This window comes from Streptomyces sp. HP-A2021 (assembly GCF_022807935.1).
GTDB lineage: Bacteria > Actinomycetota > Actinomycetes > Streptomycetales > Streptomycetaceae > Streptomyces > Streptomyces afghaniensis.
Map to the genome: position 1 here is coordinate 2,321,458 of NZ_CP094344.1, position 14,433 is coordinate 2,335,890.

11 protein-coding genes are annotated in these 14,433 nt (G+C 73.0%); 7 read left to right on the forward strand and 4 right to left on the reverse strand.

Translation table 11 applies throughout. The annotated features are described in order from the left end of the window. Positions 1-93: 93 nt before the first annotated feature. Positions 94-957 carry an aminoglycoside phosphotransferase family protein gene (locus MQE23_RS10685; protein WP_243378996.1) on the forward strand — a complete coding sequence of 288 codons (864 nt, stop codon included), beginning with the start codon at positions 94-96 and terminating at the stop codon, positions 955-957. An 18-nt stretch (positions 958-975) separates the two neighbouring features. Here the strand turns inward: MQE23_RS10685 and MQE23_RS10690 are convergent, their stop codons facing one another. Further along, complete coding sequence (locus MQE23_RS10690) at positions 976-1,881, reverse strand: LysR family transcriptional regulator (protein WP_020277752.1); 906 nt, start codon at positions 1,879-1,881, stop codon at positions 976-978. Positions 1,882-1,973: 92 nt separating this feature from the next. On the opposite strand from MQE23_RS10690, the gene MQE23_RS10695 reads away from it, so the two are divergent. Then, positions 1,974-2,972, forward strand: a complete 999-nt coding sequence (locus tag MQE23_RS10695; protein ID WP_243378998.1) for a DMT family transporter — start codon at positions 1,974-1,976, stop codon at positions 2,970-2,972. Beyond that, positions 2,903-3,439: a YbaK/EbsC family protein gene (locus tag MQE23_RS10700; protein WP_243378999.1), complete on the forward strand. Its 537-nt coding sequence runs from the start codon at positions 2,903-2,905 to the stop codon at positions 3,437-3,439. Before MQE23_RS10695 ends, MQE23_RS10700 begins: the two co-directional genes overlap by 70 nt. A gap of 37 nt (positions 3,440-3,476) precedes the next feature. Here the strand turns inward: MQE23_RS10700 and MQE23_RS10705 are convergent, their stop codons facing one another. Together MQE23_RS10705 and MQE23_RS10710 are read right to left on the reverse strand one after the other, a co-directional pair. Further along, positions 3,477-4,193 (reverse strand): 3'-5' exonuclease, encoded by a 717-nt coding sequence (locus tag MQE23_RS10705; RefSeq protein WP_020277749.1) that lies wholly within the window; start codon positions 4,191-4,193, stop codon positions 3,477-3,479. A 117-nt stretch (positions 4,194-4,310) separates the two neighbouring features. Further along, positions 4,311-5,582: an SAV2148 family HEPN domain-containing protein gene (locus tag MQE23_RS10710; RefSeq protein WP_243382574.1), complete on the reverse strand. Its 1,272-nt coding sequence runs from the start codon at positions 5,580-5,582 to the stop codon at positions 4,311-4,313. 292 nt (positions 5,583-5,874) lie between these two features. Between MQE23_RS10710 and glgX the strand changes: the two genes are divergently transcribed. Both glgX and treY read left to right on the forward strand, forming a co-directional pair. After that, positions 5,875-8,016: a glycogen debranching protein GlgX gene (glgX, locus tag MQE23_RS10715; RefSeq protein WP_020277747.1), complete on the forward strand. Its 2,142-nt coding sequence runs from the start codon at positions 5,875-5,877 to the stop codon at positions 8,014-8,016. 138 nt (positions 8,017-8,154) lie between these two features. Next, on the forward strand, positions 8,155-10,524 hold the full coding sequence (treY, locus tag MQE23_RS10720) for a malto-oligosyltrehalose synthase (RefSeq protein WP_243379001.1): 2,370 nt from the start codon (positions 8,155-8,157) through the stop codon (positions 10,522-10,524). A gap of 17 nt (positions 10,525-10,541) precedes the next feature. On the opposite strand, the gene MQE23_RS10725 is transcribed toward treY, so the two are convergent. Further along, positions 10,542-11,492 (reverse strand): LysR family transcriptional regulator, encoded by a 951-nt coding sequence (locus MQE23_RS10725; RefSeq protein WP_020270706.1) that lies wholly within the window; start codon positions 11,490-11,492, stop codon positions 10,542-10,544. 90 nt (positions 11,493-11,582) lie between these two features. Between MQE23_RS10725 and lpdA the strand changes: the two genes are divergently transcribed. Together lpdA and MQE23_RS10735 are read left to right on the forward strand one after the other, a co-directional pair. Then, entirely contained in the window at positions 11,583-13,004 is a 1,422-nt protein-coding gene (gene lpdA, locus MQE23_RS10730; RefSeq protein WP_020270705.1) for a dihydrolipoyl dehydrogenase, read from the forward strand. Between the two features lie 173 nt (positions 13,005-13,177). Further along, positions 13,178-14,428 carry a M14 family zinc carboxypeptidase gene (locus MQE23_RS10735; RefSeq protein WP_243379003.1) on the forward strand — a complete coding sequence of 417 codons (1,251 nt, stop codon included), beginning with the start codon at positions 13,178-13,180 and terminating at the stop codon, positions 14,426-14,428. The last annotated feature ends 5 nt before the right edge of the window (positions 14,429-14,433 follow it).

Consider the following 14,433-nt stretch of genomic DNA (forward strand, 5'->3'; position numbering starts at 1 on the left):
ACCTGTGCCGATGCGACACTGACCGGCGGATGGCCGGAACCCGACGGCACAGGACGTGGACGACGGCGGAAAGCGTGACGACGGAGGCGGACGATGGACGAGGCACGGGCTCGGGACGTACTGGCCGCGGCGGGCGTGCTGCCCGGTGCGGCGGGCGAGGCGCGGTTGCTCGCGCTGGGCGAGAACGCGGTGTTCGCCGCCGGTGACCTGGTCGTCAAGGTGGGCCGCGACGCCGAACTCCTCGACCGGGCGCGGCGCGAACTGGACATCGCGCTGTGGCTTGCCGAGGCGGGTGTCCCGGCGGTCCGGGCGGCCGAGCCCGAGCCCCTGCTGGTCGAGGGGCACCCGGTGACGGTCTGGCACCGGCTGCCCGATGCGATACGGCCCGCCGAGCCGCGGGATTTGGCCGAACTGCTACGGGTCGTGCACGCCCTGCCCGCGCCCTCCTTCGATCTGCCGTCCCGCGATCTGCTGGGCGGTGTGGAGCGCTGGCTGCGGCTGGCGGGGGACGTGATCGATCCGGCGGACGCGGCGTATCTGCGGGAGCGGCGGGACGGGTTCGCCGCCGAGGCTGCGGCACTGACGCCTCATCTGCCACCGGGGCCGATCCATGGGGACGCGCTGCCGCGCAATGTGCATGTAGGGCCGGAGGGTCCCGTTCTGGTCGACCTGGAGACGGTCTCGTCCGACCTGCGCGAGCACGACCTGGTGGTGATGGCGCTCTCCCACGACCGGTACGGGCTCCCGGACGAGGCGTACGACTCCTTCACCGAGGCGTACGGCTGGGATGTGCGGGAGTGGGAGGGGTGCTCGGTGCTGCGTGGGGCCCGGGAGACGGCCAGTTGCGCGTGGGTGGCTCAGCATGCGCCGAGCAATCCCAAGGCGCTGGCGGAGTTCCGGCGGCGGGTGGCTTCGCTGCGGGAGGGGGACGAGACGGTGCGGTGGTATCCGTTCTGAGCGTCTGTGGTTCGAGGGCTACGCGCCGCTGTCCTGGATGCTTCGGGCTGCTCGGCGTAGCTCCGTGAGGACCGTGCGGACCGCTGTGCGGGCCGTGCGCTCGGGGCGGTACAGGGCGTCGATGTGGCGTCGCGCCTGCGCTCCGCTGAGGGGCCGGAGCACGAGCGCCGGATGCGGGCGCGTGGTCCAGCGTGGCATCAGGGCGATACCGCCCCCGGCGGCCACGACCTCGGCGACCACCGAGAACTCGTTGATGCGATGGGCGAGATGGAGCCTGCGGCCCGCCGCGGCGGCGATGGCCTCGATCGTCGCCAGGACGGGGAACCCCTCATGCACGGTGATCCACGGCTCGTCGGCCACGTCGCGCGGGGTGACGCGGCGCTTGGTGGCCAGGGGGTGGCCGGCGGGCATGGCCACGTCCAGCGGCTCGCGCAGCAGCGTCGTCGTGGCCACCGTGCCCGGCCATGGCGGGGCGTGGTCCAGGCGGTGGGCCAGGACCACGTCGTACTCCCGGGTGAGCCGGGGGAAGTCCTCCTGCGGTACGTCCTCGTCGGCCAGCCTCGGCACCGGCTTACCCGCACCGGTCAGCGCGCGCAGCAGCGGCGGGAAGAACGCGGCGCCCGCGCTGTGGAACGCCGCCACCGACACCTCGCCGTCGGGGGCCCCCGCGAACTCCTCGACGGTGTGCCGTGCGCGGGCCAGTGCCGTCTCCACTTCCACGGCCGCGCCCGCCAGCGCCTGCCCGGCGTCGGTGAGCACCAGCCGTCGCCCCTGACGCTCGGTGAGCGGCACCGGGATCGCGCGCTGAAGCAGCCGCAGCTGCTGGGAGATCGCCGACGGCGTCACCAGCAGCGCCTCGGCGACCGCCGTGACGCTGCCCAGTTCGCCGAGCTCCCGCAGGATCCGCAGCTGACGTTCGTCCATCGCCTCAGTGTAGGGACGATGTAGCTCTGCTAAATGATCGTTTTAGAGACTGGTACTGGGCTTCATGGATGTCTCCGGTGCACCGTAGGCGCGTGTCCGACGTCCGCCGTACCGATGCGGTACTCCTCCTTGTCGCGCTCGTCTGGGGTTCCAGTTATCTGTCCGCCCAGACGGCCACTGCCGCGCTCCCCGTCCTGCTGGTGCTGTTCGCCCGCTACGCCCTCTCCGCGGTCGCCTGCCTGGGCGTCGTCGCCGCCCGACGGCGCGGGTCGCGCCGGTGGACGCGTGACGAGCTGCGGGCCGGGGTGCCCCTGGGACTGACCCAGGCCGCGGTCCTGGTCGTGGAGACGTACGGCGTCGCACACACCAGCGCCGCCAACGCCGGGCTCATCATCAGTCTGACCATCGTCCTCACCCCGCTCCTCGACCGTGGCGGACGCCGTGGCGCACTGCCTTTCGCCTTCTTCGCCGCGACCGGCGTGTGCGTCCTGGCCGTCGGGCTGCTGATGTCCGGCAACGGCTTCCACGCGCCACGCCTCGGCGACCTGCTGATGCTCGGCGCCGCGCTGATCCGGGCCGTGCATGTCGCGCTCGTCGGCCGCTTCACCACCGGGCGGGCGATCCGGCCCCTGCATCTGACGACGGTGCAGACCCTCGTCGGCACGGCCCTGTTCCTGCCGGTCGCCGCCCCCGGCCTGCCGGCGCTGGTCCGCGCGGACCCGGCGACCTGGGTCCAGCTGGTCTATCTCGCCCTGTTCTGCAGTGTGTTCGCCTTCCTGGCCCAGACCTGGGCCGTGCAGCGCACCTCCGCCAGCCGGGCCAGCCTGCTGCTGGGCACCGAGCCGGTCTGGGCCGTCGCGGTGGGCATCGCCCTCGGCGGCGAACACCTCACGCCCCTCACCGGCCTCGGGGCGGCCCTGATGGTGGCCGGTACGTACTGGGGCCAGGCAGTGGAACGCGCGCACCGAAGCACCCCCGGGCCCCTGCCTCCCCCGTCCCACCCTCTCGACAAGGACTCCGCATGCCCGACCGCACCCATCACGCCCCCAGTCGGCACGACACCGGCCGGCACGACACCTACCACCACCTGATCTCCCTGCTCGACTCCGCCTCCGTCGACTACCGCCTCATCGACCACGAGCCCGAAGGCGCCACCGAAGCCGTCTGCGCGTTGCGCGGGCATCCGGCCTCCGAGGCCGCGAAATGCATCGTGCTGCGGGTCAAGGTGGACCGCCGCACCACACGCCACGTCCTCGCGGTCGTCCCCGGGGACCGGCGGGTGGACCTGGCCGCCGTCAGGGCCCTGTTCGCGGCCCGCTATGCCGGCTTCAGCGACCCCGAAACCGCCGAACGCCTGGCCCGCGCCGTCCCCGGGGCGGTCCTGCCGTTCAGCTTCGACCCCGGTCTCGAACTGGTCGCCGACCCGGACGTCGTGGCCCGGCCGAGGCTGTACTTCAACGCGGCCCGTCTCGACCGCTCGCTCCTCATCTCGGGCGCCGACTACGAGCGACTGGCCAAGCCCCGCATCGAACGCATCGCGGCGCCCGAACCGGGGTGACGGAGAGAGCGCCGGGACTTGTGACGGTGGGCGTGGCTCACGCGTCCGCCGGCTCCCTCAACGGCCATGCCCCGTCCACCAGGGCCGTCGCGTCGCCCTTGCCGCGCAGGAAGTTCTGGAAGTCCGCCGCCCACTCCGCGTACCACTCGATCTGGCGGCGGTGGAGGTCCGCCGGGCCGAGGGACGCGATCTTGGGGTGGCGGGCGGCTATCGCACCGGCCAGGCGGGCCGCCGCGAGGGCGTCGGCCATGGCGTCGTGGGCGGAGTCGAGGACGACGCCGTACTCGGCGCAGACCGCTTCGAGGTTGCGTTTGCCCCGGCGGTAGCGGTCGACCCAGCGGTCGATGGTGTACGGGTCGATGACCGGGGCGGGGTCCACGCCGCCCAGGCGGTCGCGCAGGGACGGCAGTCCGTAGCGGCGCAGCTCGGCGGAGAGCAGGGACAGGTCGAAGGCCGCGTTGTAGGCGACGACCGGCACGCCCGTCTTCCAGTAGGAGGTGAGGACGTCGGCGAGGGCGTCCGCCACCTGGTCGGCCGGTCTGCCTTCGGCCGCCGCGCGCTCGCTGCTGATGCCGTGGACCGCCACCGCGTCCTCGGGGATCGGCACCCCCGGGTCGGCCAGCCACTCCCGGCGCCCCATCGGCTCCCCGGCCCTGACCTCGATCACGGCTCCCGTGACGATGCGTGCCTCGCGCGGATCCGTGCCCGTCGTCTCCAGGTCGAAGCCGATCAGCAGCTCCCGGTGCCAGCCCATGGGCGGCCCCCCTTCTATGGTGCGTTCCCCCAGTGGTCTCCACCTTCCCATGCACCACTGACAATCAGAGGACCGCGTTCCGCTTGGGCGCCGAACCACGCGCCCAGGAGGGACGGTTCACGACACCGGTCGTGAATCCGCCCACATCACCTCGAACTCCTCGCGATAGGTGGGGAAGAGGCCACTTTCGTCGATCTCGCCCGACTTGACCACCTTGCCGCTGTTGCGCAGCACGAACACCGGCGCTTCCATCCCACGGGTCCGCCGCAGGTAGTTCTGCACGACCGCGATGCCGTCCGCGCCGTCGCCGTCGACCAGATAGGCCGTGAAGCGGGGTGTTTCGTCGAAGACCTGGATCTCGAAGGCCCCCGGGTCGCGCAGCCGGGCCCGCACCCGGCGCATGTGCAGGATGTTCATCTCGACGGCCCGGCTGAGCTCACCGCGCTTGATGCCCAGTTCGCGCTCGCGCCGCTTGACCGCGCTGGAGGCCGGGTTGAGGAACAGCAGCCGCACCCGGCAGCCGGACTCCGCCAGCCGGACCAGGCGGCGGCCGGAGAAGTTCTGCACGAGCAGGTTGAGGCCTATGCCGATGGCGTCGAGCCGGCGGGCCCCGCCGAAGATGTCCTCGGCCGGGAACTGACGCATCAGCCGCACCCGGTCCGGATGGACGGCGACCACGTCGGCGTACCGGTCGCCGACCAGGTCCTCGACCGCGTCGATGGGCAGCCGGCGCGCCGAGGGCACGTCACCGCCCGTGCCGAGCATCTCCAGCAGCCGGGCGGAGGCGCGCTCGGCCTGGTTCAGGACGGCCTCGGACAGGGCCCGGTTGCGGGAGACGACGTTCCGGGTGACCTCCAGCTCGTCCAGGGCGAGCTCGACGTCCCGGCGGTCGTCGAAGTAGGGCTCGAAGCAGGGCCAGTGCTGCACCATCAGCTCGCGCAGCTGCGGCAGGGTGAGGAAGGACAGGACGTTGTCGTCGGCCGGGTCGAGCAGATAGCCCTTGCGGCGGCTGACCTCGCGTACGGCGACCGCGCGCTGCACCCACTCCTGCCCGGCGGGTCCGGCGGCGGCCACGACCCAGTCCTCGCCGTGGACGGGTTCGTACACGGGGCGCAGTACGGCGGCGACGACCGCGCGCAACCGCTGCTCGACGAGGTTCAGCCAGATGTAGGCCCGGCCGGCCCGCTGGGCGCGGGTGCGCACCTCGCGCCAGGCGTCGGCGTCCCAGTCCAGCTCCGGGCCGATCGAGCCGGTCGCGTCCATCGGCCGTGCCAGGGACACGGCACCGGTCGGGACGTCTGTGGAGGTCCCCTCGTGACCCTCGTCACCAGGGGGCAGCTCCAGCCCTCCCGAGCCCACCCGCGCACCGCCTTCCGCTCCCCCGAGCACTCCCCTTGTCAACGATCAAGGAAGGGTACTCCGGGAGCGGTCGGCGGTGCAGCCGGATGGGCAGGGTAGTTCTCCTCCCGGGCGGGCTGCCCCGCCCGGGTCCCCGTGTCATATCTTCCCTCTACTCCCTCAACAGCCCCGGGAGTATCACTTGCCCCACTGGTTCGGCATAACGCGTATGCACTGGTCACCCGGTAAGAGGGACATAAGTCATAGGAGGTTCCCTCACTTTCGGGGAGACTCGGAGCCAAGGCGTCCCCACCGGCGCCGCTCACCTGAAAGAGTCGTATCCATGCAGGTCTGGCCTGGAGAGGCGTATCCACTCGGTGCCACGTACGACGGCGCCGGCACCAACTTCGCGGTCTTCTCGGAGGCCGCGGACCGAGTAGAGCTGTGTCTGCTGCACGACGACGGCTCCGAGACGGCGATCGAGCTCCGGGAGAGCGACGCGTTCGTGCGGCACGCGTACGTGCCGGGCATCATGCCGGGGCAGCGGTACGGGTTCCGGGTGCACGGCCCGTACGCCCCGGAGCGCGGGCTGCGCTGCAACTCCGCGAAGCTCCTGCTCGACCCGTACGCGCGTGCGATCAGCGGTGCGATCAGCTGGGGCGAGGAGGTCTACGGCTACCACTTCGACGAGCCCGACCGGCGCAACGACCTGGACTCCGCGCCGCACACGATGACGTCGGTCGTGGTCAATCCGTACTTCGACTGGGGCGACGACCGGCGCCCGCGCACCGAGTACCACCACACGGTGATCTACGAGGCCCACGTCAAGGGCCTCACCATGCGGCACCCGGGCCTGCCGGAGGAGCTGCGCGGCACCTACGCGGCCCTCGCGCACCCGGCGATCATCGAGCACCTCACCGAGCTCGGCGTCACCGCCCTGGAGCTGATGCCCGTACACCAGTTCGTGAACGATCACCGTCTGGTCGACATGGGCCTGAACAACTACTGGGGCTACAACACGATCGGTTTCTTCGCCCCGCACAACGCCTACGCCTCCTGGGGCGACCGGGGCCAGCAGGTGCTGGAGTTCAAGTCGGCGGTGAAGGCGCTGCACGAGGCCGGGATCGAGGTGATCCTCGACGTGGTCTACAACCACACCGCCGAGGGCAACCACCTGGGCCCGACCCTGTCCTTCAAGGGCCTGGACAATCCGCGCTACTACCGGCTGACGGACGACCCCCGCTACTACATGGACACGACAGGGACCGGGAACTCCCTGCTCATGCGGTCCCCGCACGTCCTCCAGCTGATCATGGACTCGCTGCGGTACTGGGTCACGGACATGCACGTCGACGGGTTCCGCTTCGACCTCGCTGCGACGCTCGCCCGGCAGTTCCACGAGGTGGACCGGCTGTCGTCGTTCTTCGACCTGGTGCAGCAGGACCCGGTGGTCTCGCAGGTCAAGCTGATCGCCGAGCCGTGGGACGTGGGCGAGGGCGGCTACCAGGTGGGGAACTTCCCGCCGCTGTGGACCGAGTGGAACGGCAAGTACCGGGACACCGTGCGGGATCTGTGGCGGGGCGAGCAGCGCACGCTCGCGGAGTTCGCCTCGCGGCTGACCGGCTCGTCCGACCTGTACCAGGACGACGGGCGGCGCCCGCTGGCCTCCATCAACTTCGTGACCTGCCACGACGGCTTCACCCTGCACGATCTCGTGTCGTACAACGACAAGCGCAACGAGGCCAACGGCGAGGACAACCGCGACGGCGAGAGCCACAACCGGTCCTGGAACTGCGGGGCCGAGGGCGAGACCGACGACCCGGACGTGCTGCGGCTGCGGGCCCGGCAGATGCGGAACTTCATCGCGACGCTGATGCTGTCCCAGGGCGTCCCCATGATCAGCCACGGCGACGAGTTCGCCCGCACCCAGCGCGGCAACAACAACGCCTACTGCCAGGACAACGAGCTGGCCTGGGTCGAGTGGCCGGAGGACGGCGAGGAGGGCGAGGACACCGAGGGGGGCCTGAGCCGGGAGCTGCTGGCGTTCACGCGCGCGATGGTGTGGCTGCGCCGGGACCACCCGGTCTTGCGCAGGAGGCGCTTCTTCCACGGCCGGCCCGTGGAGGGCACGCACGACGACCTGTCCGACATCGCCTGGTTCACCCCCGAGGGTCGGGAGATGACCCAGCGGGACTGGGACTCGGCACGGGCCTCGGCGCTGACGGTGTTCCTCAACGGCAACGCGATCTCGGAGCCGGGCCCGCGCGGGGAGCGCATCACCGACGACTCGTTCCTGCTGATGTTCAACGCCTCGCCCAAGCCGCTGGAGTTCCTGGTTCCGGTCAATCACGGGCGGCAGTGGCAGGTGGTGGTCGACACGGGCCGCGCCGACGGTGTGCCGCCCGGCACGGGCCCGAAGGTGCAGGCCGGGGACCGGCTGACCCTGACCGACCGGAGCATGACGGTGCTCCAGCGGCCCGTGTAGCCGACGGCGGCCGTCGTCCGGTCTCGGCCCGGTCGTCGCCGGCTCGTCGCCCGGACAGAGCCACTCGTCCGGGCGACGGGCGGCGCACCTGGCGCGGGCGATGACACGAACGGCGGCAGGGGGGGTACGTAGGTCTCCATGACACCTGAGCGACCTGACCCCGTGGTGCCCACGGCCACGTACCGGCTGCAACTGCAGCCCGAGTTCCCCTTCGGGGCCGCGGCGGCCGTCGTGCCGTATCTGGCCTCGCTCGGCGTCTCGCACCTGCATCTGTCCCCCGTCCTGGAGGCCGTGCCGGGCTCCGCGCACGGCTACGACGTCGTCGACCACGCGCGCGTGCGCGAGGAACTGGGCGGCGAGGAGGGACTGCGGGCGCTGGCGCGCACGGCGCGCGAGCACGGGCTGGGCCTGGTGGTGGACATCGTCCCGAACCACATGGCCATGGCCCCGCGCCACAACCGCGCCCTGTGGGAGGTGCTCCGTGAGGGCCCGACGTCGCCGTACGCGCGCTGGTTCGACATCGACTGGGAGGCCCAGAACGGCCAGGTGCTGCTGCCGGTGCTCGGCGGGCCGCTGGGCGAGGTGCTCGGGGAACTGCGCGTCGACGGTGACGTCCTGCGCTACTACGACCACGTGTTCCCGCTGCGCGAGGGCACCGGGGACCTGCCGCTGCCGCACCTGCTGGACGCGCAGTGGTACCGCCCGGTGTGGTGGCGGCTGGCCCGGACCGACCTCAACTACCGGCGGTTCTTCAGCATCTCGGAGCTGATCGGGGTGCGGGTGGAGGACCCCGAGGTGTTCGAGGCCACCCACGACAAGATCCTCCAGCTGCTCCACGAGGGCGTGATCGACGGGCTGCGCGTCGACCACCCCGACGGGCTCGCCGACCCCGACGGCTACCTCCGGCGGCTGCACGAGGCGACGGGGGGCCGCTGGACCGTCGTGGAGAAGATCCTGGCCGACGGTGAGCGGCTGCCGGCCTCCTGGCCCGTCGCGGGCACCACCGGCTACGACGCCCTGCGGCACGTGGACGGGCTCTTCACGGATCCGGCCGGGTTCGGGGAGCTGCTGGGGCAGTACCGGCGGTTCGCGGCCCCGCAGACGGACCGGGGCGGGCAGTGGGAGGCGACGGTGCGGCGGGCGGCGTACAAGGTCCTCACCCACGAGCTGGCGACCGAGACCGACCGGCTGGTGCGGGTGGCGGACCGGCTGTGCGCGACCTCGCCGGAGCCGGCGCTGCGCGACCGCGCGCCCTGGGCGCTGCGCACGGCGCTCCAGGAACTGCTGGTGCGGATGGAGGTCTACCGGCCGTACGAGTCCGTCGACGCGGCGTCCGTGGTCACCGAGGAGGCCGCCGCCGAGGCCCGGCTCGCCTTCGTGGTGCCCGAGGAGGCCGGCGCGGTGGACGTCGTACGGGACCTCGTGCTGGGGCGGTACGGCGACGGGCCCGCGCAGCTGGAGTTCCGGACGCGGTTCGCGCAGACCTCGTCGGCGCTGCGGGCGAAGTCCGTGGAGGACACGGCGTTCTACCGGTACGTGCCGCTGCTGTCGGCGACCGAGGTGGGCGGGAACCCGGGCGGTCCGGCGCTGTCGCCGGAGGAGTTCCACGCGTACTGCGCGCGCGTGCAGCGCGACTGGCCGGTGACCGGGACGGTCGCCTCGACGCACGACACCAAGCGCAGTGCCGACGTCCGGGCGGCGCTGCACGTGCTCGCCGAGTGCCCGGACCGCTGGGCGGACGTCCTCGCCGAGGTGACCCGCACCGGCGAGGGTGTGCCGGACGCGCAGCTGGCCTGGGCGGCCTGGCAGACGGTGTTCGGGCTGGGTCCGGCGTCGGGGGCCCTGGAGCGGGTGCAGGGGGCGCTGCTGAAGCACGTGCGCGAGGCGGGCCTGTACACCAGCTGGACCGAGCAGGAGCCGCCGTACGAGGAGGCGGTGGCGCGGTTCGTGGCGGCCGGGCCGTGCGGGGCGCCGGGTGAGCGGGTCGCCGCGTTCCGGGACTCTCTCGGGCCGCACATCCGGGCGAACGTGCTGGGCATGGCTCTCGTCCAGCTGACGATGCCGGGGGTGCCGGACGTCTACCAGGGCACGGAGGCCGAGTACCGGGCGCTGGTCGACCCCGACAACCGGCGGGCGGTGGGCTTCCCGCCCGAGGAGGCCGGCGGGACGTCCGGGGAGAAGAGCGCGGTGACACGGGCGGCGCTGGGGCTGCGGGCCCGGCGGCCCGACGCCTTCGGCGACACGGCGACGTACATGGCGCTGCCGGCACAGGGACCGGCGGCGGCCCACTGCCTGTCGTTCGCCCGCTCCGGTGAGGTCGTGACGGCCGTGACCCGCCTGTCGCTCCGGCTCGCGCAGGCGGGCGGCTGGCAGGACACCCGCCTGCCGCTGCCGCCGGGGCGCTGGGCGGATGTGCTGGAACCGGGGCGGGCGTTCACGGGGCACGCGCGCGTGGAGGAGCTGTTCGAGCGGCTGCCGGTGGCGTTGCTGGAGCGGGTCGGGGAGTGAAGCGGGACGGCTGGTCGTCAGGCCACCGCCGTGCCGTCCTCAGGACAGTCGTCGTAGGCGCGCAGCGGTGCGGCGGAGGGGACGCGTGGGTGGGGCCAGGCCGAGTGCAGCAGGGTCACGAAGGCCTCGGCCGCCCCGGTCGGGGGCAGGCGGGAGAAGACCGTCAGCGTGCGCTTCCAGGGCGGGTCGGGGGTGAGGACGACGCAGCCGTCGCCGACCGCGTCGCGGACGAGGTGGGCGGGCGCGGCGCAGACACCGACACCGGCGGCGGCCATCCGTACCGCCGTCGACGTGTGCTCGGTGAACACGGCGGTGCGCGGGGTGAAGCCGGCCCGTCCGCAGGCCCAGTCGAGGAAGCGTTCGCCGTGGACGACGGGTTCCATGGCGCAGCGCACCCAGGGGCGGTCGGCGAGCTCGGCCAGCGTCACCGTCGTACGGCCGGCGTGACGGTCGTCGAAGGGCACCACGAGGACGATGTCCTCCTCGCCGACCGGCACGACGGTGCCCGGCCAGTCGGCGGGAGCCGGGCCGACGGCCAGGTCGGCGGTGCCGCGCTCGACCTGTTCCTCCAGTGCCTCGGACGTCGCGTACTCGTGAAGGTGCAGCAGCACGCGCGGGTGTGCGGCGCGCCAGCGGGCGAAGACGTCCGGGAGGACACCGACCGCGACGGAGTGGACGGCGGCGACGTGCAGTTCGCCGCCCTCGGCACCGGCGGCGGCGCGGGCCGCGCGGCGGGCCTGCGCGGCGCTGCGCACGGCGAGTTCGGCGTGCGGCAGGAACGCGCGTCCCATCGGGGTCAGGCGCACGCCGCGCGGCATGCGCTCCAGCAGCGCGCCGCCGACCGACCGTTCCAGGGCCTTGATCTGGTGGGAGAGGGCGGGCTGCGAGACGTGCAGGAGCTCGGCCGCACGGGTGAAGGACGCCTCCTCGACGACCGTCAGGAAGTACTCCATCTGCCGCAGGCTCACGACCGGCCGCCCCTCCCATAAACGCCCTGCATCGATTCCACAAGAACATTGCCTTGGACTCATGACAAGGGCCGGGCGGAGGCTGAGGGCATGAACTCACCGGACGTCATCGTCATCGGCGGCGGCACGGGCGGTTACAGCACCGCCCTGCGCGCCGCGGCCCTCGGTCTGGACGTCGTGCTCGTCGAACGGGACAAGGTCGGCGGGACGTGTCTGCACCGCGGCTGCATCCCGAGCAAGGCGATGCTGCACGCGGCCGAACTCGTCGACGGCATCGCCGAGGCACGCGAGCGCTGGGGCGTGAAGGCGACGCTGGACACCGTGGACTGGCCGGCTCTGGTCGCCACGCGTGACGACATCGTGTCCCGCAACCACCGGGGGGTGGAGGCGCATCTCGCGCACGCGGGCGTGCGAGTGGTGCGGGGCAGCGCGCGGCTGACGGGGCCGCGTTCCGTTCAGGTGGCCGGCGTGGACGGCGAACCCGGCATGTTCGACCTCTCCGCGCGCCGTGGTCTCGTGCTCGCGACCGGCTCACGGCCGCGCACGCTCCCGGGGCTCGCACCGGACGGGCGGCGCGTGGTGACAAGTGACGACGCGCTCTTCGCGCCCGGGCTCCCGGCGTCCGTGCTGGTGCTCGGAGGGGGTGCGATCGGCGTGGAGTACGCCTCGTTCCACCGCTCCCTGGGCGCCGACGTCACCCTCGTGGAGGCCGCCGACCGGATCGTGCCGCTGGAGGACGCCGACGTGAGCCGGCATCTGACCCGCGGCCTGAAGAAGCGCGGCATCGACGTGCGGGCCGGTGCCCGGCTCCTGGACGCGGAGGTCCTCGACGACGGGGTACGCGCACGCGTGCGTACCGCCCGGGGCGAGACCCTCACGGTCGAGGCCGAGCGGCTGCTCGTGGCGGTCGGGCGGGACCCGGTCACCGACGGCCTGGACGTGGCCGCCGCGGGCATCGGCACGGACGAGCGCGGTTTCGTCGTACCGGCCGACTGGGACCGGCTGGAGACGGCCGTGCCCGGCGTCCACGTCGTGGGCGACCTGCTGCCGCCGCCGTCGCTCGGACTGGCCCACGCGTCGTTCGCGGAAGGGCTGTTGGCGGCCGAGACACTGGCGGGCGTGCCGTCCGCGCCCGTGGACTACGCGGCCGTGCCCCGGGTCACGTACTCGTCGCCGCAGACCGCGGCCGTCGGTCTGAGCGAGGCCGAGGCACGCGCGCGCGGACACGAGGTGGAGGCCAACAGCATGCCGCTGACGGCCGTCGCGAAGGGCATGGTGCACGGGCAGGGCGGCATGGTGAAGGTCGTCACCGAGGCCGACGGCGGACGCGTGCTGGGCGTGCACCTGGTGGGCCCGCACGTGTCGGAGATGATCGCCGAGAGCCAGCTGATCGTCGGCTGGGACGCGGAGCCGTCCGACGTGGCCCGGCACGTCCACCCGCACCCGACCCTGTCGGAGGCGGTCGGCGAGGCGTTCCTGACCCTGGCCGGACGGGGGTTGCACCAGCAGTGACACCGGGCCGGTGACGCCACCCGGCGGCGGTGGCGGCACACCGTGCAGGGCGCCCGCCGCGCACCGGCCGGCAATGCTTCCGGGCGCCCCCTGGAGCCTCCCCCGTCGTGCCCTTGACACCGCACCATGGCCGTGGGGTACTGCGATGGCGAACTCGGGCGGATGTGACGGGGGTGAGTGTCCTGCCGGAGCTGCGCTACCCGACGGTGGCCGAACAGGTCTCAGCCGCCCGGGCGTTGACCTCTCGTCGGCCCGGGCTGTGCACCCTGCGGCAGGTGGGTGCCTCGCGTGCGGGCAGACCTCTGCACCTGCTGTCGGTGGGCCGCGCCCGCCGCGCCGTGCTGGTGGTCGCCGGCGCCCACGCCAACGAGCCGACCGGCTCCTGCACTCTGCTCGCACTCGCCCGACGGGTGCTGGAGCAGCGGGAGTTACGCGACGGCATCTCCTGGCACTTCCTGCTGTGCGCGGACCCCGACGGGGCCAGCCTGCACGTGACGCCGGCGCCGCGCAGCCTGTTCGACTACCACCTCGGCTTCTTCCGCCCCGCGGGCCCGGAGCAGCCGGAGTGGGCGCCGTCCGTGCTGCCGCCCGACCGGCTGCCGCCCGAGACCCTGGCCCTGACCGGCGTCATCGACGAGCTGCGCCCCTACCTCCAGGTGACCTTGCACGGCACGGACCTGGGCGGCAGCTGGGTGCAGTTGACGAAGGACGTGCCCGGGCTGGCCGAGCCGTTCGCCAAGTCCGCGGCCGAGCTGCACATCCCGGTGGAGACCGGCGCCTCGGACGCCGCGGGCTGGCCCGCCTCCGGGCCGGGCGTGCACGTCATGCCCCCGCCGGAGGCCGGGCCCGCGTACCCGAGCCTGCCGGACGACGCACGGCACAGCACCTGGTACCACGCCCACCGGTACGGCGGCCTGACCGCGGTGGTCGAGGTGCCGATGTGGGCGAGCGACCTGGTGGACGACCCGGCTCCGCATCCTGCCCCGGCGGCGGCGATCGGGCGGCTCGCGGGCCGGCTGCGACGGGACGCGCTGGAGGTGACGCGGGTGCTCGACGGCGCGCTGCCCCGGCTCGCGGAGCTGGACGGGCCGTTGCTGCGGGCCGCGCGGTGGGGGCTGGAGCTGGTGCCGGGACTGGCCGACGACCTGGTGCACACCCCGCCCGCCGACCGCACCCGGGCGTACGTCGGCAGCGTGGACGCGTTCGCACGCCGGGTGCCTCTGCGGGCGGCGGCGATGCTGCGGCGGGTACTGAGCGGGACCGACGACCGGGCGGCCGGGCAGCTGGAGGAACTCGTGGCGACCTGGAGCGACGCTTTCGCGGAACGGTTCCGCGCCCGCTGGGTGCCGTTGGAGCACCAGGTCGAGCACCAGTCCCGCACCGTGGTCGCCGCGGCGCTGCACGCGCGCGAGGGTGCGTCGTAGTCACC

Coding starts and splice junctions, on each gene's coding strand:
- MQE23_RS10685 (WP_243378996.1), top strand. CDS start 94: ATGGACGAGGCACGGGCTCGGGACGTACTGGCCGCGGCGGGCGTGCTG.
- MQE23_RS10690 (WP_020277752.1), bottom strand. CDS start 1,881: ATGGACGAACGTCAGCTGCGGATCCTGCGGGAGCTCGGCGAACTGGGC.
- MQE23_RS10700 (WP_243378999.1), top strand. CDS start 2,903: ATGCCCGACCGCACCCATCACGCCCCCAGTCGGCACGACACCGGCCGG.
- MQE23_RS10705 (WP_020277749.1), bottom strand. CDS start 4,193: ATGGGCTGGCACCGGGAGCTGCTGATCGGCTTCGACCTGGAGACGACG.
- glgX (WP_020277747.1), top strand. CDS start 5,875: ATGCAGGTCTGGCCTGGAGAGGCGTATCCACTCGGTGCCACGTACGAC.
- treY (WP_243379001.1), top strand. CDS start 8,155: ATGACACCTGAGCGACCTGACCCCGTGGTGCCCACGGCCACGTACCGG.
- lpdA (WP_020270705.1), top strand. CDS start 11,583: ATGAACTCACCGGACGTCATCGTCATCGGCGGCGGCACGGGCGGTTAC.